A 19,964-nucleotide genomic window follows, 5' to 3' on the forward strand; every position below is an offset into this window, starting at 1 on the left:
TCAATTGTTTATGATCCTTTCCAAATTTATTCTCCCCATCCCATATATTTCAGAAGCTTTTCTCATATACATATACAGATTCGCAGAAGAAGTGCCTTAGCATTTTTTTATATAGAACATGCAAAAATACTATATACCAGTAACCTTTATCCCATACTACAAACTGCTATCGATGAAAAAGAGGAGGGAAACTGTGACATATATCGGAAAAAGTGTTTTTCGGAAAGAATCCCTTGAAAAAGTTACCGGAAAAGCAAGGTATACTGCTGATTATTTAGCAAGTGATGCATTGCATGTCGAGATGGTTAAAAGCTCGTATGCCCATGCTCGGATTCGGTCGATTGAAATAGAAGAAGCAGAAAAGCTAGAAGGTGTAAGAGCCATCATCCTTGGAGACAATTTACCTTTAATTGGGGAAGAAGTAATTGATCGTCCGCCACTTGCAGTCAATAAAGTTCGTTATTATGGGGAAGTCATTGCATTAATTGTCGCAGAATCGATTCCAATTGCCAAAAAAGCAGCACAGCTCATACATATTGATTATGTGCCGCTTACAGTTGTGAATTCCCCCTTACAAGCACTTGAGAGAGAAGCACCTCTTCTTCATGAAAATATGCTCGAGTACACGAAAGACGAAGGGATTTACCCAGTAGAAGGAACAAATATAATTAATCACACAAAGATTAGAAAAGGCGATGTAGAGGAGGGAATGATGGAAGGAGAAGTCGCGATTGAAGCCCAATTTTCCATTCCCATATCTGATCATTCTGCAATGGAAACAAGAGCTGCTCTTTGTGAAATTGGTGAAAGTGGTATCGTTCGAATCGTAACGAGCTCGCAGGCACCATATATGGTGAAAAAAATCATCAGCAGAGACTTTAAAGTGGAAACGGGGAAGGTGGTCGTAGAAACACCATTTGTCGGTGGAGGTTATGGTGGCAAAGCGTCTGTTCATTTAGAAATATTCGCATACCTTGCATCGAAAGCAGCTGGTGGGAGAAAGGTTCGGGTATTTAATACTAGAGAAGAAGATTTATCGGTTTCGCCTGTTCATGTTGGGTTAGAAGCAACCATTCAACTTGCTTGTACGACAGCTGGTAAACTGACTGCAGCTAAGCTAAGGTATGTGTTTGATGGCGGAGCTTATGCAGATAAGTCGCCACATCTTAGTACAGCGGGGGCAGTTGATTGTACGGGACCTTATAAAATAGATCATGTTTGGTGTGATGCCCTTTGTGTTTATACGAACCACCCCTATGCAGCCCCATTCCGAGGATTTAGTCATGGCGAGGTTCACTTTGCATTTGAAAGAGCGATGGATATGCTTGCAAAAAAAGTAGAGATGGATCCCCTTCATTTTAGAAAAATAAATACCATTCATCCCGGAGACACGACACCAACGCAAGTAGTGTTAACAAGCAGTAAGGTAGGAAATATAGATAAATGCATTGATCGATTACGAGAACTAATAGAATGGGAAAAGGGACATTTCGAAGTAATTTCGAAACATAAGGTACGTGTAAAGGGCGTTTCATGCAGCTGGAAGAACTCTACGATTGGTCCAGCTGTTAGCTCAGGCGTGGTTCTCACCTTTAATTCGGATGGTAGCATCAATCTCATGTCTGGATTAGTCGAAATAGGCACAGGAACGAAAACGATCTTGGCACAAATTTTAGCAGAGCAAATGAAGATGAATGTTGATCGAATCCATGTGAGAATGGCGGTTGATACACAAACAGAGCCAGAACATTGGAAGACAGTAGCAAGTAGAGGTACATTAATGGCAGGAAGAGCCGTGATGGCGGCTGCAGATGAAGCGATTCGAAAACTGAAGAAGATGGGATCAATTGTGTTAAGAGTTCCGGAAGACGATTTAGAGGTAGCGAATGAAACAGTATTTTTAAGAGATAATCCAAACCAATCTGTTCCATTTAAAGACATTGTGTATGGATATACTTATCCAAATGGAAATTCAATTGGCGGGCAAATCATTGCAAATGGTAGTTATACACTTACTGGTTTAACCAATTTGGATCCGGAAACAGGTGCAGGCAACCCTGGTCCTGAATGGGCAGTAGCGGCCCAAGGGGTCGAAATTGAATTGGATACGAAAACATGTAGGTATAAGATATTAAAAGCGATAACAGTAGTTGATTTAGGAGAAGTGCTGAATTTTAAAGCAGCGCTTGGCCAAATCAAAGGAGCAATGAGTATGGGGATTGCTTGGGCAGGTCGGGAAGCTTTCTATTTTGATGATAACGGCAGATTACTAAACCCTCAATTACGAACCTATCGACCTTTAAGGTTCGGCGAACATCCAAAGTACGAGGTCGATATGATAAAAACGCCACATATAGAAGCACCATTTGGGGCAAGGGGAGCGGGGGAGCATGGATTGGTTGGTATTCCAGCAGCGTTAGGAAATGCCCTTTCTCTTGCAATAAACACGGAGCTAAAGAGTTTACCGCTAACGCCGGAAGCTATTTGGAGACAGCAGAAGGAGGCGCGTAATGGCATTTGAGTATATAACAGCTTCCACTATAGAACAAGCAACGAAAAAATATGCAGTAACTAAGGCGGAAAATAGATATCCAGGCTATTATGCGGGTGGGACAGAGATTATTACCTTAAGAAGAATCAATCAATTAAATGTAGATGTCTCCATTGATATAAAACAAATAGCTGCATGTAATCTTCATCATATGGATGAAGACTATTTTGTGATTGGTTACTGTATCACATTAACAGATATAGAAGAACTCAATTATTTTCCATTATTAACAGAAGTTTGCAAAGAGATTGCTGATCGAACTGCAAGAAATAAAATAACGGTCGGGGGGAATATTTGTGGAAATATCTTTTATCGAGAAGCAGTTTTGCCTTTTCTATTAACCGATAGTGTTATGGTTTTAGCTAGTGAAAATGGAATCAGAACAGCATTTATTCATGATGTATTTGAGGAACGATTATTGCTGCAGGAAGGCGAATTATTGGTGCAAGCATTTATTGAGAAAAAATATTTATCACAAGAATATTTAGCGATTAAGGTCAGGCAACAGTGGGAGACAGGATATCCACTAATTACAATTGCTGCATTGAAGGTAGATGGACAAATTAGAGTAGCAATCAGTGGACTATGTCCTTTTCCTTTTCGGTCTTTTGCAATCGAAAGAATTATCAATAATCATCGAATAAACAAAGAAGATCGTGTCGCACAAGTTTTAAACAATCTACCTTCCCCCATTTTAAATGATGTAGAAGGATCAGATGAATATCGCTTATTTGTGCTGTCCGACCTATTGGATAAAGTGATAAATCGATTGGAGGGAATGTAATTGCCTGAAAATGGACCAAATTTAGAAATGGTAAAGCTACGTGTAAATGGAGAAAATCATTTTGTAGCAATTCCTCCATCGAAAACCTTGCTTGCCACATTGCGTGAAGACCTTTATTTAACCGGTGCAAAGCCAGGCTGTTTTAACGGAGATTGTGGTGCGTGTACAATTATCATCGATCGAATGCCGATGAAATCATGTTTAATGCTTGCAGTAGAAGCACAGGGAAAGGAAATCGTCACGATTGAAGGACTAAAAAATAGCCCTCTCCAACAAGCATTTATCGAAGAATTTGCCTTTCAGTGCGGTTACTGTACACCTGGGTTTATCATGAATGGGCATGCATTGCTCCTTAATGACACTAACCCAAGTACGGAAAGGATAAAAGAGTGGCTGGAATCCAATATATGTCGTTGTACGAGTTATGAGGAAATCGAAGCGGCAATGTTGAAAGCCATTGCTGTACGAAAGGAATAAAGGGAAAAACTCCTGCGGATACGATTCTGCAGGAGTTTTTATTGTGTTTACTCGTTTATGGAAAATGAAATGGATTAATAGTTCTCAACGCGGAAGTCGTTTTTTTATCATTTCAAAAACAGTTTTTAAGATAGTTCCTAGGATGATAAATCCAATGAATGATTTTGTATGGGACCAATGTTCGCCTAATACGAACATTTTTCTTAGCATAAATAATGGCTCGATAATATACGAAAATAGGATGGACCAGCCTAGAGTTGCCACCAAAAAATATTTCCATTTGGTGAAATATTGATATACAAGTGTTGCTGATATCGGGATTATAACCAAATTCGCAGGGATTAAAGGGGTGATGATAGGAAGTAATTTATCGGGATAGTGCCATAGCATATATTCTGTCCCAATAATATCAAGGAGCATACAAATAGTGGAACAAAGCATTCCATAAGAAAACATTTCAAAGAAACGATTTTTATCCACTACTTTCCACCAGATAAAATAGGGTATAGTGGTGGCTAGAAAAAGGATCCACCAATTAAGAGAAAATAAGTCATGCTGCAACCAGTGTTCGATGGACAGATGGGTTAATTTTTCTTGTTCTTTATCAATTTCTAAACTACTGGGGTATTGTAATATAAAAAAGTACAAGTATCTCACCACTTTTACTGAATCCTAATTGGAGCTTGATAAGGAAAGATTTTATTAAGTTAGTATGGATAATTACCAGAAATTCATTAGTTTTATCTATGTATACATAAATTTACCAATGAAGGGGGAGGATAGAACTATTAAAGGTGGGATTAGTTATGAAAAAAAAATGGAAAAAATACAAAATATATATTATTGGTCTATTTTATATTGTATTTATTAATGGACTAATTGCAGCAAGCTATATTATTGGATTTAAGGAATTTAAAAAGCTAATCAAATTTTAAAAAAGTCACACCAAAATCATTTTTCGTCGTAATTTTCCTGTTAGGAATAGGATAAGGTATGGAAAAATATGATGATAGGTGTAGGGGGTGAATCAATGGCAGTAGTACGAGTTACAGATGCGGATATTGATTTATTGGCAAGGCTTCTCCGTGCGGAAGCAGAAGGAGAAGGAGAATTAGGAATGCTATTAGTAGGGAATGTTGGGATCAATCGAATGAGGGCGGATTGTTCGGATTTCAAAGGACTTCGCACCGTGAACGACATGGTTTATCAAGCTCATGCGTTTGAAGCAACAACGAAAGGTTATTTTTATCAAAGACCGAGAGAAAGCGAACGACGATTGGCAAGAAGAGTAGTGAACGGAGAATCCTATTGGCCAGCAAAATATAGTTTATGGTATTTTCGTCCTCCAGGCAACTGCCCTGAATCTTGGTATAATCAACCACATGTGGGAAGATATAAACTACATTGTTTTTATGAACCAACTGCAGAGGAATGCGAAAATGTTTATCATACATTCTAAAAGAAATACTTAATAAAGGGAGTCTTCTCGATAAGAGGGCTCCTTTTTGAATGCCGATTTTGATAAGAATAGTATAAAGAATTTGAGCTAAGCAACGTTTAATGATATATTTTAAAATATTGAAAAATAAGAATATTCAAGGAGTGTCTTACGTGTCATTAGAAAATGTGCAAAGTTATTTAAGTAAATGGAATAGAGAGAAAGATATTCAAGTATTTGCAACATCTAGCGCTACTGTTTTAGAAGCAGCAGAAACATTAGGAGTAGAGCCAAATAGAATCGCTAAAACATTATCTTTCCGTAATGGTGATGGTGCAATCTTAATTGTAGCAGCAGGAGATGCAAAAATTGATAATAAAAAGTTCAAACAAGCATTTGCGGAAAAACCGAGAATGCTAACGGCAGAAGAAGTTTTAGAGAAAACGGGTCATGCAATCGGCGGCGTTTGTCCATTTGGCTTAACGGAAAATTTATCTGTTTATATGGATGCATCATTGAAACGATTTATAACCGTGTTTCCAGCTTGCGGCAGCAGTAATTCTGCGATTGAATTGACGATTGAGGAGCTTTATATATACGGCAATGCAGTCGAATGGGTGGATGTTTGTAAAGGGTGGGAGTGAAAGAGCAGACGATAAAAAATCCAATTTGCATCATAACGAGAAAAAGCGTTTTAATACATACAAAAGGCTTGTCCATGAGACAAGCCTTTTGCCATTCCATTATTCTGATAATAGAAAAAGTTATTGAATATGGCGATACACACCAATTACTTTTCCAAGAATGCTTACATTTCGAAGTATAATTGGCTCCATTGTGCTGTTCTCTGGTTGAAGGCGAATGAAGTCACGTTCTTTAAAGAATCGTTTCACTGTAGCTTCATCTTCATCTGTCATTGCGACAACAATGTCTCCGTTGTTAGCAGAATGCTGTTGTCTAACGATAACGTAGTCACCATCTAATATTCCTGCTTCAATCATACTTTCTCCCATAATTTCCAGCATGAAAATTTGTTCATCGCTTGGTGCAAGTCTTTCCGGCAAAGGAAAATATTCCTCGACATTTTCGATAGCAGTGATAGGCATCCCTGCTGTAACTTTTCCGACTACAGGTACATTAATAATATTATATTTTGGTATATTGCTTTCTTCTAAATCCAATATTTCAATAGCTCTAGGTTTTGTTGGATCACGACGGATTAGACCTTTACTCTCTAATCTTGCTAAATGGCCATGAACCGTTGAACTCGATGCAAGACCAACAGCTTCTGCAATCTCACGAACAGAAGGTGGATATCCTTTTAGCTTTACTTCTTCTTTTATGTATTCTAGTATGTCTAATTGCCTCTTTGAAAGCTTCTGCATTATACGCACCTCGTTAATTTTTTCTTATAGTAATTATACCACGTAATAGAATAGGATACAAACATAAGTTCTATTTTCTTGTTGACAGGAAACGTTTGTTCGTATTAAACTAAACTCATAAACGAACATACATTCTAAATGAAGGTGGAATTATAAATGTCTAAATTGTGGGAAAAATATTCATATACTATTATTCTTTTAATTTGTAGTTTTATTGCGTGTATAATAATTGTAGCTAATACAGGAGAAGCGGATTCTAGCAAATATGTGTCGGTTACTGTGAAAAAGGGCGAAACGGTATGGCAATTATCAAATGAATATGCAGGCTCCTATAATATGACGAAAAAACAATTTATTAAATGGGTGGAAGAACATAATAATATTTCTGCTAATAATATTACAACAGGCAATGAATTGGTTATTCCAGTGCGAGAAGAGGATCATCAATTGATGTTAGCTGCAGAATAATAGAAAGGAAATCTAGCAAGTAATGAAGAATGAAAAGAATGCGATAATCTATTGTCGGGTAAGTACTGAGAAAGAAGAGCAGACAACTTCCCTTGCAAGACAGGAAGAGGAATTACTAGAATTAGCAAGTAAAATGGACTTTCAAGTGAAGAGAATCATCTCTGAAAGAGCAAGTGGGTATGATTTAGATAGGGAAGGGCTTCTTGAGCTATTATCGTTTATAAAAGAAGAGGATATCTCGTCGATTTTAATACAGGATGAAACAAGATTGGGAAGAGGAAACGCAAGAATTGCTATTCTACATTGTATTTTAAAGGAAAATATTAAGCTATTTAGCATTTCCTCATCAGGAGAGCTTACCCTGTCAGAAGCAGATACAATGGTGCTACAAATTGTTAGCATAGTCGAAGAATATCAACGGAAAATACATAATTTAAAGATAAAAAGAGGAATGAAAAGAGCAGTAGAGAATGGCTATCGACCTGATAGGAATTTAAAAAACTTAGGAGATCATTCAGGTCGACAGAAGCTAGAGGTGCCAATTGAAGAAATAGTTAAACTAAAGCAAAATGGCTTAACCTTCTCAGAAATAACTTCTACTTTGAAAGGACTTGGATATGATTTTTCTAAGGCAACCATTCATCGCAGATATCAAGAATATATGGAGATGGTTAGCGGAAAATAATAGACTCGCCTAGTCTAATAAATAGGAATGTACAATTATTTGTGCTATAATAGATTATCAATGAGCCAGTTGTTTGAAAAACTGAGCTTTTTTTATTTTTGCTTTGATGCAAAAAGTTAAAAACAACAAGACAATTAGGCAGAAATCAGACATTATTTCTATAAAGGAGTTTAAAATGTTTCCTAAAAATAAACTTGATCGCATAAACGAACTTGCAAAAAAGAAAAAAGAGATTGGCTTAACACAAGAAGAAGCAAAAGAACAAACAAAGCTACGTGCTGAATATTTGAAAAATTTCCGTTCCACTATGGTGAACACGATTGAAAATGTAAAGATTTTTGATCCAAAAGGAAACGATGTAACCCCACAAAAAGTTAAAGACATTCAAAATAGAAAGAAAATGCATTAATTTTTAACGCATCGGCAGACCACGGGCTCAGGGCGAGACCTATGGAAGGTAATATCTTATTTGAAGAGATTAATAAATATACTATAAACAAATGTCTATTCCGAAAATTTAGGGGTTTGTCTACAGTCTGAAACCTTAGCATCCAATTGTTAAGGTTTTTTTATGTTTTCTATTGGAATTTATGGGTAAAATACGGAATAAATGTCGAAATTAGATAGTGGTGCTTATTTCTAATTTTAATTGATAGAAAAGAATTATTTGCACAAAATTAAGCTTAAAAATGAGAGGATGTTGAATTGTGAATACGAAGTTAGACCATTTATCGATTGCTTCCATTAGAACGCTATCCATTGATACAATTGAAAAAGCAAAATCAGGTCACCCAGGAATGCCAATGGGAGCAGCTCCAATGGCATATACCTTATGGACATCTTATATGAATCACAATCCAAAAAATCCAAAATGGTTTAATCGAGACCGATTTGTTTTATCTGCAGGACATGGCTCTGCTTTATTGTATAGCCTATTGCATTTATCAGGCTATGATTTATCTCTTGATGATTTAAAGCAATTTAGACAATGGGGAAGTAAGACGCCAGGACACCCAGAATATGGACATACTGCAGGGATAGATGCAACAACTGGTCCACTTGGACAAGGGATTGCGATGGCTGTAGGGATGGCTATTGCGGAAAAACATTTGGCTGGTGTTTATAATAAAAATAACTATCCCGTCGTTGATCATTATACATACAGCATTTGTGGGGATGGAGATTTAATGGAAGGTGTTTCAGCCGAAGCAGCTTCTCTTGCAGGACATTTGCAGTTAGGCAAATTAGTCGTGATGTATGATTCCAATGATATTTCTTTAGATGGAGATTTAGATAAATCTTTCTCGGAGAGTGTCGAGCAACGTTTCAAAGCATATGGCTGGCAATATATCCGTGTAGAAGACGGCAATGATACAGATCGAATCGCAAAAGCGCTAGAGGAAGCGAAGACTGATCAAACAAGACCAACCTTAATTGAAGTGAAAACGATTATTGGATTTGGTGCGCCTAATAAAGCAGGGAAATCACTTGTTCACGGTGCGCCACTAGGTGCTGATGAACTTAAGCTAACAAAAGCTGCTTATAATTGGACATTTGAGGAAGATTTTTATGTGCCAGATGAAGTATATAACCACTTTAAAGAGAAGGTAGTCATAAATGGTGATACAAAAGAAAAAGAATGGAACGAACTTTTTTCAAATTATGAAAACGAATATCCAGAACTTGCGAACCAGTTAAAGGTCGCTTTAGGAGACACTTTGCCAAATGGCTGGGACCAAGAAATGCCGGTGTATGAAGAAGGAAGTAGTTTAGCAAGTCGCGCCTCTTCTGGTGAAGTAATCAATAGTATTACAAAAAATCTACCGTTCTTAATTGGCGGTTCTGCAGATTTAGCAGGTAGTAATAATACAATGATAAAAGGCGCAAAAGATTTCACACCTAATACGCCAGAAGGAAGAAATATTTGGTTTGGAGTAAGGGAATTTGCAATGGGAGCAGCATTGAATGGTATCGCATTGCATGGTGGATTAAAAATATTTGGCGGAACTTTCTTTGTTTTTTCTGATTATTTAAGACCTGCCATTCGTCTTGCTGCATTAATGGGATTGCCTGTAACATATGTATTCACCCATGATAGTATTGCGGTAGGCGAGGATGGGCCAACTCATGAACCTGTTGAGCAATTAGCTTCGCTAAGAGCGATGCCAAATCTGTCTGTCATTCGTCCAGCCGATGGAAATGAAACTGCTGCTGCTTGGAAAATTGCACTAGAATCTACAGATAAACCTACTGCATTAGTTTTAACAAGACAAAATTTACCGACCATTAAAGATACAAAAGATAATGCTTATGAGGGAGTTTCAAAGGGTGGGTACATTATTTCTCCTTCCAAAACAGAAACGCCAGATGCGTTATTGCTCGCAGCAGGGTCTGAAGTTGGGTTAGCAGTCGAAGCCCAGAAAGAATTAGAGAAAGAAGGATTAAATATTTCCGTTGTTAGCCTCCCCGCATGGGATCGATTTGAGCAACAGTCAAAAGAGTATAAGCAAAAGGTATTACCAAAAACAGTGAAGAAAAGATTAGCAATTGAGATGGGAAGTTCCCTTGGTTGGCATAAATATGTTGGGGACGAAGGAGATGTACTCTCTATTGAAACCTTTGGAGCTTCTGCACCTGGAAATAAAATTTTAGAGGAATACGGATTTACCGTCTCTAATGTAGTGAAGCGATTAAAAGCATTGTTAGAAAGTTAAATAGCAAAGGATGACTGGAATCAAGGTTTCAGTCTATCCTACTTTCTTTGATTCGACAAAATAAGTCTGTTTTTTTTACACCTTGAGACACATCTTGAAATAAACCTTCTTTATAATAGAAGGAAAAGAAGTGGACAGGTTGGTGAAAAGCAGTATGAGAAGATATCAATTGTATTTAATTAAAGAAAAAATCGCTATTCATTATAATGGTAGAGAACGCTTGTTTTACAATTTATTTTCGGACCATACTAAAGCAGACGATGGCCAATTAAAAGAGATTCTTCAAAAACAGGTTGATTTTATTACACTTCCCATTTCCAAGTGGATGATCGAGAATCAATTGTATTCTGCACTGCAGAGGAAAAAAAGCTTTCAATATAAAGATGGTGTTTTTTATATAGAAAATGGAAACTTAAGCAGTGCATCGTTAATGATTAAAGAGGATCATTTATATATTGAAGCAAATGGTTATTATGATGCGGAATCGATTTACTTTGAAATTATTCGAAAACACCAGCCTTCTTTTTTAGCCATTGATATAGAAAATGGCAGATTTGGCTGGTTAAAACCGATAAAAGAAAGAAATTTTGTGTAAAATGGAGAAATTCTGTAACAGATATTGTATAATATTATCTGGTCTAGTACACTAAAGTATAGACAACATGAAGGAGGAAAAAGATATGCCTTGGTACGCTTGGTTAAGTATTGTCGTAGCACTAATCGCCGGTATTGTTATCGGGTTTTTTATTGCACGTAAATACATGATGAACTACTTAAAGAAAAACCCACCAATTAACGAGCAAATGTTAAAAATGATGATGATGCAAATGGGAATGAAACCATCTCAAAAGAAAATCAATCAAATGATGACAGCGATGAACAAACAACAAGGAAAATAATAGGACAAGTATCCCTTGGAAAAACAAGGGATAACATCCTTTTTTCTTGATTGATTGGAAAGCAATCATTCACATTTTTATTAAGATAGAGTATTACTTTCATCAAAGACTTTCTTTGATTTAGGTTAATCTTTCATCATAGTATTTAAAACCACTTTATTCTGTGAAACATATAGCAGAAAAAGTGGTTTTTTAATGTTACTTAAGAAAATATTAAATAGACTTTCATTATAGCTCTATAAGTTTTTGACTAAAAAGAGCAAATCATTTCCTCAATCTTTTAAATTTGTTATGAGTAACAAGTATAGAAAGCTTATTCGTACAGAATTTTGTTACAAACAATATAGTAAAGGAAAATGAAAATCGTTAAAATAGGTAAAAAAAGTTTTCTATTATAGAAAAAGAAGGTGAAAGAGGATTAAGGATTTCAAATATCTGTTCTGTGCTATTATGATAGCGGTATATTTTGAAAGCGTTTTATTTTAGTGTCGTTTAAAAGAAAACATAATATTGGCAAAAGGGAGGAGCTAAACGATGAGCATTTGGAAAGTGATGGCTTTAAGAATGGGTGAATTATATGTAGAAAAATCTTCTCTGACTTATCAAACAGATTTAGGAGAAAATTTGTGGATTCCTATGTGGGCCACTGCGGTTTCAAATGGTGAAATGAATATTTTAATTGACACAGGTATCCATGAACTAGAGTGGGTGAAGAAAAACATAGGTCCAGCTCGGCAACAGCAGGATGAAACAATTATAGAGGCAATGAAAAAAGGACTTGGATGGTCTCCCGAAGATGTTGATATCGTGATAAACACGCATCTTCATTATGATCACTGTGGAAATAATAAATTGTTTAAAAATGCAAAGTTTATACTGCAGAAAAAAGAATGGAAAGCAGCGAAAAATCCCATTCCGTGTCAAGAACTAATTTATTTAGATGAATTGTATAATTCAGATGCTGTTAACGAATTAAGTTGGCAATTTGTCGATGGAGATGCAGAGATTGCTTCAGGAGTTAGTGTATTCTTAACCCCAGGTCATTCAGAAGGACATCAATCTGTTTTAGTTAAAACTAGGGAAGGTACATTATGTATTTCAGGAGATTGCGCAAATTTATTAGAAAATATAAATGATAATATTCCAGCTGGAATTTTAACAAGCACAAAAGAGATCTATGAAAGCATGAAACAAGTTAGATGTAGAGCAGCATTTATTCTTCCAGGTCATGAATACTCCATTGAAAAATACCAAACTAGCAACTTTCCGCTCATAAAAAAATGATTCAGCATGACTATAATCTAAAAGAAATGGGGAGAACAGGTGGAAAATCCTTTATGGAAAGTAGAGAATAATAGTGAAGCTAAAAAAAGTTTGATACCTCGTGCTCCGTCTAATTCTTGGAAGGCATTAGGTTACTTATGGATAATATTTGGAATGAACGCAACAATGAGAGAAATAATGAATCGGGTTACGCCTGCAATAGTTGATGAATATAACCTAAGCGCAGATGTACAAGGTACATTCGTGTCCTTAATTATGCTTTCTTGTGGAGCATTATCTATATGGGGAGCAGCCTGGTCAGATAAAAGAGGACAGGGATGGGCAAGGAAATATAGTGCTGTTTGGGCAGCATTAGGTTATACCTTATTTTCCATCTTAACGGGAGTTGAACCGTTAACAGCAACTGTGATAGGATTTGTCATTTTCCAAATGATAAAAAATGCATTTGGAGGAATTGGGGAATCGATTGAAGTTACGGCAGTGGCAGAGTGGTGGCCAAAAGAACGCAGGGGATTTGCATTAGGCGCCCATCATTCAGCTTATCCTTGGGGAACATTGCTAAGTGGTTTGTTAATTTCATTCATTTTAGTTTTATCAAATTCGAATTGGAGAATGCCTTTCCTTATTGTTCCATTATTAATAATACCCGTGTATATTGCTTTTTGGTTCTTTTCATCACCTAAGAATTTTACTAAATATGAAAAAGATGCACTCAAGATGAATTTAACTCCTACCCTTGACACTGCAGGCACTAATGAAAAGAAAAAGGGTGCGATTATAGAAACATTAAAAAATCCCAATGTTCTAGTAGGATCTATTTGTTTATTATTAGCAGAGGCAGCTTTTACAGGATTAAGCTTTTGGTTGGCGCCTTATTTAGCATTTGTTGGGAATTTTACGTATGCAGAGGCAGCTGCGTGGTCTGTTATTTTTACAATCACAGGTGGTCTTGGCCAAATATTTTGGGGAAGTATTTCCGATGTAATGGGTAGAAAAAAAACATTAATCATCACCTTTATTTGGTTTACTGTTGCAATAGTACTTTTTCAATATAGTGCGCAAAGTATTTTAATATTAGTTGCTATTCAGCTGTTTGCAGGTTGTGTTACGCATGCAAACTTTCCTGTCCTATATTCTTTAGTAACAGACTCTGCAAAAGAAGGATATGCAGGTACAGCAATGGGAATTGCCATGACATTTATGTATATTGGTGGGGCATCCCCCATTGTATTAGGATTTTTAATTAATGCTAGCGGAGGATGGGATCATCAAACAGGCTATATTAGCGGCTTATACTTTTTAGCAGCTCTCTTGTTCATTTCGCTTCTTTTAATAATCTTCTTTACAAGAGAAACAGTAGGGAAAAAGCGTGGAAAAGATTGGGCACTTGTTAGTAAAAAGTCATGTGGAATTGAAGAATAGGAAGAAAATCATTGAAAACCACTTTTCTGTAATAAGTAGAGCTGAAAAGTGGTTTTGATTTGCAATTAAAAAGAGTATTATTATCCCGAGGAAATGAACCAAAATTCCTCTGGAAAATAAGCTTTCATTTCCCCGGAAACCGCAATAGACGACAAAATGTTCTCTGTTTCGCATGAATTGGCTTTGGACTAAACTTAATTTTTAAAATCACTTTATAAAGAATAAGACATACAGTTTTCTAACTATTTAATCATTTACATATTTGATAACAGCCATTTCTTTACCGAACCGGTCCCCTTGATCAACAAATCCCAAACTGGAATATAGATTATGTGCTTCTTTATTTTCGGGATGATAACCAACGACTATTTTTTGAATATTTGCTAGTTTAGTCATTTCTGCAATCATCAATGTAGTGGCTGCCTTCCCGATACCTTTTCCTTGGAAAACCTTATCAACCATTATTCTATATACCCAATATCCATCAAGTTCTTCTTTTACAGAATTAAACATTAAGAAACCGACTACTATTTCTCCAAAATAGATAGCATAAGGTCTTAATGTTGGTTCAAACTTTGATTGAGCGATTGAAATTACATTGGGTTCCAAATATTCTGTCTGTTTTTCCGACAATTTTAATTCACAACATGTATACCAATTATCAGCATTCAATTCTACAATTTTTACATTACTATTTTTCATCATTTTTCCCCTCTCAAATTAGGGAAATTCCTAAATAATTTGTTAATTAGGCGAAATCCCCTTGGAATTATTTCTAGTACATTGCTTTATTGTCATAATGAACGCCTCCCTTAACAAAATTGATTTCTAAATAAACAACTTCTACATTATAACATTTTTTTTGGAAAATTCTTCATAAATAACAAATTAAACCGAATGACTAAAAAAGCTTAGAATGTAATAGGAACGTTCGTTCTTTTTTGTGTTGACAGGTAACTTATAGAAGGGTTAAACTAAGTTTGTATACGAACGTATATTCGCTATAGGGAGGTGGAAGGTATTTGGAAAAAATATTATAGAGAAATATAGAAGAAACAAACATTATGTATAAAAATAAGTTTAATAAAAGTAATTCCAGCCAAGAAGAACCAATATTTCTACTCGATAAAATATTTTGAAAATATAATAAAATTACTTTCTTGTTACTAAATATTTTGCTAAACTAATGGAGGGTATTTTACATAATTTGTTGCCAACAGATAAGAGGTGGATAAGTTTGAAAGTTTTTTTAAATTTAAAATGGTATTTTATGCAGGAGAAGAAAGCGTATTTCGGAGGTGTTTTCCTGTTGATATTAGTTGCTGTCCTGCAGCTTGTACCTCCAAGAGTCGTTGGTGTGATTGTTGACCATATTCAAGGAAGAACGCTGAATTGGTCCATCTTATTGCAGTGGCTAGGAATCTTAGTGGCGTCCGCAATAGCTATGTATGTGCTTCGCTATTATTGGCGTGTCATGATTTTTGGATCCGCTGTGAAGCTCGGCAGATTATTAAGAAATCAATTGTATAGCCATTTTACGAAGATGTCGCAATCCTTTTATCAGCGAAATCGGACAGGGGACTTAATGGCTCATGCAACGAATGATATTCAAGCAATCCAGCAAACGGCAGGGCAGGGAGTGCTTACGCTCGTCGATTCATTAGCAACAGGAGGGTTTGTCATTATTGCGATGGCAACAACAATTAGCTGGAAACTGACGCTTATCTGTTTGTTACCAATGCCGTTAATGGCTATATTAACGAGCTATTATGGTTCTTTAATACATAAATATTTTCATCAAGCGCAAGCTGCTTTTTCTTCTTTAAATGATAAGACCCAAGAAAGTATTTCTGGTATAAAGGTGTTAAAAACATTCGGGCAAGAAAAAGAAGATGTAGAAGACTTTCGCAAATCTTCACTTGATGTAGTCGATAAAAACATAAAAGTTGCCCGTGTGGATGCATTATACGATCCTACAATCTCCATTATTGTTAGTATCTCTTTCTTTTTAGCCATTGTTTTTGGTTCACGTTATGTGATTAATGGAGAACTTAGTTTAGGACAGCTTGTTTCCTTTACCACTTATCTAGGACTACTGATATGGCCAATGCTTGCATTCGGATGGCTGTTTAATATTATGGAAAGAGGAAGAGCTTCGTACGATCGTGTCACTGCATTACTAGAAACGAAGGTTGATATTATCAATTTGCCAACCGCTATCAAAACGCCTCCGACTGGTGACATTGTCTATGAGTTGAAATCTTTTTCCTATAATAATAAAGTAGACGTTCTAAAAAACATCCATTTTCGTTTGAAACGGGGACAGACACTTGGAATCGTTGGAAAAACAGGATCTGGAAAAACTACACTCTTAAAGTTGTTATTTAGAGAATATGATCATTATGATGGAAAGATTATGATTGATGGGACCGAAATAAAACAAATAGACTTAGATGCATTAAGAGTTTCTATTGGTTATGTGCCACAGGAACATTTTCTTTTTTCCGCAAGTGTGCGAGAAAATATCGCGTTTACCAATCCAAGCGCTTCAGAAGCAGAAATTAATCAGGCAGCAATGTTAGCTAATATTCATGAGGATATACTCGGATTTACAGACGGATATGCCACCGTTGTTGGAGAGAGAGGAGTTTCCCTGTCTGGTGGTCAAAAACAACGGATCTCGATTGCTAGAGCACTTCTAATGAATCCAGAAATACTTATCTTGGATGATTCGCTTTCAGCAGTTGACGCCAAAACAGAAGAAAGTATTCTTACGGCTTTGAAGGAAAATCGAGAAGGAAAAACAACGATTATCACATCACATCGATTAAGTGCTATTGAACATGCAGACCTTATCATTGTATTGGATGAAGGGCAAATTATTCAAAGTGGGGACCATCAAAAGCTTGTAAAGGAAAATGGATGGTATAAAGAGATGTACCATCGTCAAGCTTTAGAAGTAATGGTCAGCATGGGGGATACAAATGGATAAGACAATTAAACTGACGAGCGAGCAGCAGAAAAAAGTGTTATTTCGATTATTGGGTTATATAAAGCCACATAAAAGGGCGGTAATATTCGCTTTTGGTCTTTTAATTTTATCAACATTGGGAGAATTAGCAGGACCGTATTTAATTAAAATTTTTATTGACGATTATTTAACCCCAAGAAAACTGGAAGTACAGCCATTAACCGTGTTAGGAATTACCTATATTCTGATTCAAATCATGAATGTGGTGATCATGTATTTTCAATTGTATAAGTTTCAAGAAATTGCTTTATATATTATTCAGCAGCTTCGAGTGGATATATTTTCGAAGATTCATACACTTGGGCTGCGATATTTTGACAAAATACCAGCAGGAAGCACTGTTTCGAGAGTAACTAATGATACTGAAGCAATTAAAGATATGTTTGTCAGTGTCCTTGCAACCTTTATTCAAAGCGGTTTTATGATATTCGGTATTATCATCGCGATGTTTGTTTTAAATGTAAAGCTTGGAGCTATTTGTTTAATTTTGCTTCCAATACTCGGGCTTATTATTTATACGTATCGAAAGCATAGTGCGAGCTTCTATCAGGATATTAGAGAACGATTAAGTCAATTGAATGCGAAGCTCAGCGAATCTTTGCAGGGAATGAATATTATTCAAGTATTCAGACAGGAAAAAAGATTAAAAGCTGAATTTGATGATATTAATACAAAGCACTATAAGGCTGGGATGCGAAATATAAAGCTCGAAGGCTTATTGCTTAGACCAGCAATCGATTTAGTATATGTATTGGGACTTATTCTTATATTAAGTTATTTTGGGATATCTTCCTTTACAGATCCAATCGAAATTGGTGTGCTATACGCATTTGTAAGTTATTTAGACCGTTTTTTTGAGCCTGTCAATAATATGATGATGCGTTTATCTCTTTATCAGCAAGCAATTGTATCAGCATTTCGCGTGTTCACTGTTTTGGATGAAGAAGATATCGAGCCATCACTAGTTCCGAATAGCAAAAATAAAATCGAAAACGGTGTTATTGAATTTAAAAATGTTACTTTTTCTTATGATGGCAAACAAGATGTTTTAAAAAATATCTCCTTTACGGCTCGCGAAGGAGAAACCGTTGCATTAGTAGGACACACGGGAAGTGGGAAAAGCTCGATTGTAAACCTTCTTATGCGGTTTTATGATTTTGAAAAAGGGGATATTCTAATTGATGGAAAATCGTTGAAGTCCTTCAGCAAGAACGCATTACGTGAAAAAATGGGTTTGGTTCTTCAAGATCCGTTTCTCTTTTACGGAACAGTAAAGGATAATATTCGACTATATAATAGAGAAGTAAGTGACGAAGAGATCATCGAAGCAGCGAAATTTGTGCAAGCGAATATGTTTATTGAAAAATTAGAGGATCAATATAATCATAAAGTGGTGGAAAGAGGTTCTGCTTTTTCTAGCGGTCAGCGCCAGCTTATTGCTTTTGCGAGAACGATTTTGACTAATCCGAAAGTATTGATTTTGGATGAAGCAACGGCAAATATTGATACAGAAACAGAAGAGGCTATTCAATTTGCACTATCAAAAATGCGGAAAGGTCGAACAACGATTGCGATTGCTCACCGTCTTTCTACTATTCAAGATGCAGACTTAATTCTTGTCCTTCATAAAGGTAATATTGTCGAAAGAGGCAATCATCAACAATTGTTGCAACAAAAGGGATTATATTATAAAATGTATCTTCTTCAAAATGGAGCAGCTGATTCTATTGAAGAAACAGTAGAGCACCAAGTAGAGCTTTCTTAAATCAAGAAGTATGACCGTTATAGAGATGCAGTTTCTAGTAAAAAAACCGAAGCATTCCGCTGAATTTGCGGTATTGACTTCGGTTTTTTGTTTCGTCCATTTGTATTTAAATATTCCATTGTTCTTTAGTGCTTCGAAAGCTACGAAATTCATTTTTTAGAATCATTTCATTATATTTATTTAGTAATACATCCAATTCTTGACTGCATATAATGGCTGAGGAAGATGAAAAACCATGTTTCATAGCAATTTCGATTAGCTCTGTCCGCTTTAATTCAATTTGGGTTAGTAATTGCTTTTTTAGCATGGTTAGTTGTCACTCCCTATTATCTTCTGTTGGTAATTACCTCCATACTAGTTATAAATAGATAATGGTTTGGTAAAATAACACTTTTAAGCTGAAAATTAATTTATTTAATTATATCTATTTTTGGAAGTAAATGCAAAAATATCGCGAGAGTACATAAAGGGATTGAACAAGCATATAGTTAATAAAATAGGGAAAAGGAGGGATGAATAGTGGTTGATTTAAACTTATTTATTGCTTTAGGTGCAGGTTTTCTAAGCTTTATTTCTCCATGCTGTTTACCATTATATCCTGCATATTTATCCTATATTACTGGAATGTCTACTGGTCAGTTAGAAGCGGAAAGTAAATTTAAACATACTAGTTTTCTTCATACGCTATTATTCCTTTTAGGATTTTCGATTATTTTTATTGTGCTTGGCTTTGGTTCTTCATTCATTGGGACCTATTTTAAAGCATATCACGAAGAAATTAGAAAGATAGGTTCCATTCTTATTATCTTTTTTGGTCTCATTATTATTGGTCTTTTACAGCCTAAATGGTTGATGCGAGAATACCGCTTTTCATTTAAGACAAGGCCAGCGGGATATCTTGGTTCTTTTTTAATTGGGTTAAGCTTTGCTGCAGGATGGACTCCATGCAACGGTCCGATACTAGCAACAGTTCTATCTTTAGCAAGTCTTCATCCAGAAACGAGCTTGCTCTATTTAGGAGGTTACATTCTTGGTTTTGCACTGCCATTTATCCTACTATC

Annotated in this window: 21 protein-coding genes; 17 read left to right on the forward strand and 4 right to left on the reverse strand. The window is 35.9% G+C overall.

Annotated elements, in window-relative coordinates; all coding sequences use genetic code 11:
* Window positions 1–193: 193 nt before the first annotated feature.
* Genes RTL21_RS04795 through RTL21_RS04805 form a run of 3 tightly spaced genes read left to right on the forward strand, consistent with a single transcriptional unit; the run spans window position 194 to window position 3,812 of the window.
* Window positions 194–2,521 carry a xanthine dehydrogenase family protein molybdopterin-binding subunit gene (locus RTL21_RS04795; protein ID WP_312093854.1) on the forward strand — a complete coding sequence of 776 codons (2,328 nt, stop codon included), beginning with the start codon at window positions 194–196 and terminating at the stop codon, window positions 2,519–2,521.
* A complete protein-coding gene (locus RTL21_RS04800) occupies window positions 2,511–3,335 on the forward strand; it encodes an FAD binding domain-containing protein (RefSeq protein ID WP_312093856.1) in 825 nt (274 codons plus the stop codon). Before RTL21_RS04795 ends, RTL21_RS04800 begins: the two co-directional genes overlap by 11 nt.
* Before the next feature lie 27 nt (window positions 3,336–3,362).
* A complete protein-coding gene (locus RTL21_RS04805) occupies window positions 3,363–3,812 on the forward strand; it encodes a (2Fe-2S)-binding protein (protein ID WP_312094021.1) in 450 nt (149 codons plus the stop codon).
* Between the two features lie 84 nt (window positions 3,813–3,896).
* Here the strand turns inward: RTL21_RS04805 and RTL21_RS04810 are convergent, their stop codons facing one another.
* Window positions 3,897–4,292, reverse strand: a complete 396-nt coding sequence (locus RTL21_RS04810) for a CBO0543 family protein (RefSeq protein ID WP_312093858.1) — start codon at window positions 4,290–4,292, stop codon at window positions 3,897–3,899.
* Between the two features lie 326 nt (window positions 4,293–4,618).
* Here RTL21_RS04810 and RTL21_RS04815 point away from each other — a divergent pair, with 326 nt between their 5' ends.
* The 3 genes from RTL21_RS04815 (at window position 4,619) to RTL21_RS04825 (ending at window position 5,894) form a co-directional block, all read left to right on the forward strand.
* Entirely contained in the window at window positions 4,619–4,747 is a 129-nt protein-coding gene (locus RTL21_RS04815; RefSeq protein WP_312093860.1) for a hypothetical protein, read from the forward strand.
* A 95-nt stretch (window positions 4,748–4,842) separates the two neighbouring features.
* On the forward strand, window positions 4,843–5,271 hold the full coding sequence (locus RTL21_RS04820) for a cell wall hydrolase (RefSeq protein ID WP_312093862.1): 429 nt from the start codon (window positions 4,843–4,845) through the stop codon (window positions 5,269–5,271).
* Window positions 5,272–5,423: 152 nt separating this feature from the next.
* Window positions 5,424–5,894, forward strand: coding sequence for a YbaK/EbsC family protein (locus RTL21_RS04825; RefSeq protein ID WP_312093864.1), 471 nt, complete (start codon window positions 5,424–5,426; stop codon window positions 5,892–5,894).
* Window positions 5,895–6,014: 120 nt separating this feature from the next.
* On the opposite strand, the gene lexA is transcribed toward RTL21_RS04825, so the two are convergent.
* Window positions 6,015–6,635 (reverse strand): transcriptional repressor LexA, encoded by a 621-nt coding sequence (lexA, locus tag RTL21_RS04830; protein ID WP_312093866.1) that lies wholly within the window; start codon window positions 6,633–6,635, stop codon window positions 6,015–6,017.
* 156 nt (window positions 6,636–6,791) lie between these two features.
* Between lexA and yneA the strand changes: the two genes are divergently transcribed.
* From yneA to RTL21_RS04870, 8 genes are all read left to right on the forward strand, one after another.
* Window positions 6,792–7,103, forward strand: coding sequence for a cell division suppressor protein YneA (gene yneA, locus RTL21_RS04835; RefSeq protein WP_312093868.1), 312 nt, complete (start codon window positions 6,792–6,794; stop codon window positions 7,101–7,103).
* Between the two features lie 22 nt (window positions 7,104–7,125).
* A complete protein-coding gene (locus RTL21_RS04840; protein ID WP_312093870.1) occupies window positions 7,126–7,788 on the forward strand; it encodes a YneB family resolvase-like protein in 663 nt (220 codons plus the stop codon).
* 175 nt (window positions 7,789–7,963) lie between these two features.
* Window positions 7,964–8,197: a DUF896 domain-containing protein gene (locus RTL21_RS04845; protein ID WP_312093872.1), complete on the forward strand. Its 234-nt coding sequence runs from the start codon at window positions 7,964–7,966 to the stop codon at window positions 8,195–8,197.
* A gap of 298 nt (window positions 8,198–8,495) precedes the next feature.
* Entirely contained in the window at window positions 8,496–10,502 is a 2,007-nt protein-coding gene (tkt, locus tag RTL21_RS04850) for a transketolase (protein WP_312093873.1), read from the forward strand.
* Between the two features lie 154 nt (window positions 10,503–10,656).
* Window positions 10,657–11,097: a sporulation inhibitor of replication protein SirA gene (gene sirA, locus RTL21_RS04855; protein ID WP_312093875.1), complete on the forward strand. Its 441-nt coding sequence runs from the start codon at window positions 10,657–10,659 to the stop codon at window positions 11,095–11,097.
* An 85-nt stretch (window positions 11,098–11,182) separates the two neighbouring features.
* A complete protein-coding gene (locus RTL21_RS04860; RefSeq protein WP_016205025.1) occupies window positions 11,183–11,401 on the forward strand; it encodes a YneF family protein in 219 nt (72 codons plus the stop codon).
* 534 nt (window positions 11,402–11,935) lie between these two features.
* Complete coding sequence (locus RTL21_RS04865; protein WP_312093882.1) at window positions 11,936–12,685, forward strand: N-acyl homoserine lactonase family protein; 750 nt, start codon at window positions 11,936–11,938, stop codon at window positions 12,683–12,685.
* A gap of 39 nt (window positions 12,686–12,724) precedes the next feature.
* A complete protein-coding gene (locus RTL21_RS04870; protein ID WP_312093884.1) occupies window positions 12,725–14,107 on the forward strand; it encodes an MFS transporter in 1,383 nt (460 codons plus the stop codon).
* Window positions 14,108–14,353: 246 nt separating this feature from the next.
* Here RTL21_RS04870 and RTL21_RS04875 read toward each other — a convergent pair whose 3' ends face one another.
* A complete protein-coding gene (locus RTL21_RS04875; RefSeq protein ID WP_312093886.1) occupies window positions 14,354–14,809 on the reverse strand; it encodes a GNAT family N-acetyltransferase in 456 nt (151 codons plus the stop codon).
* Window positions 14,810–15,344: 535 nt separating this feature from the next.
* Here RTL21_RS04875 and RTL21_RS04880 point away from each other — a divergent pair.
* Together RTL21_RS04880 and RTL21_RS04885 are read left to right on the forward strand one after the other, a co-directional pair.
* On the forward strand, window positions 15,345–17,099 hold the full coding sequence (locus RTL21_RS04880) for an ABC transporter ATP-binding protein (RefSeq protein ID WP_312093888.1): 1,755 nt from the start codon (window positions 15,345–15,347) through the stop codon (window positions 17,097–17,099).
* On the forward strand, window positions 17,092–18,903 hold the full coding sequence (locus tag RTL21_RS04885) for an ABC transporter ATP-binding protein (RefSeq protein WP_312093890.1): 1,812 nt from the start codon (window positions 17,092–17,094) through the stop codon (window positions 18,901–18,903). The genes RTL21_RS04880 and RTL21_RS04885 overlap by 8 nt, the downstream gene beginning before the upstream one ends.
* 106 nt (window positions 18,904–19,009) lie before the next feature.
* Here RTL21_RS04885 and RTL21_RS04890 read toward each other — a convergent pair whose 3' ends face one another.
* Entirely contained in the window at window positions 19,010–19,210 is a 201-nt protein-coding gene (locus RTL21_RS04890) for an aspartyl-phosphate phosphatase Spo0E family protein (RefSeq protein ID WP_312093892.1), read from the reverse strand.
* 212 nt (window positions 19,211–19,422) lie between these two features.
* On the opposite strand from RTL21_RS04890, the gene RTL21_RS04895 reads away from it, so the two are divergent.
* A partial coding sequence (locus RTL21_RS04895; RefSeq protein WP_312093894.1) for a cytochrome c biogenesis CcdA family protein occupies window positions 19,423–19,964 on the forward strand: 542 nt, incomplete at its 3' end.

Origin of the sequence: Niallia sp. (genome assembly GCF_031978665.1) — a bacterium.
Lineage (GTDB): Bacteria > Bacillota > Bacilli > Bacillales > Cytobacillaceae > Niallia.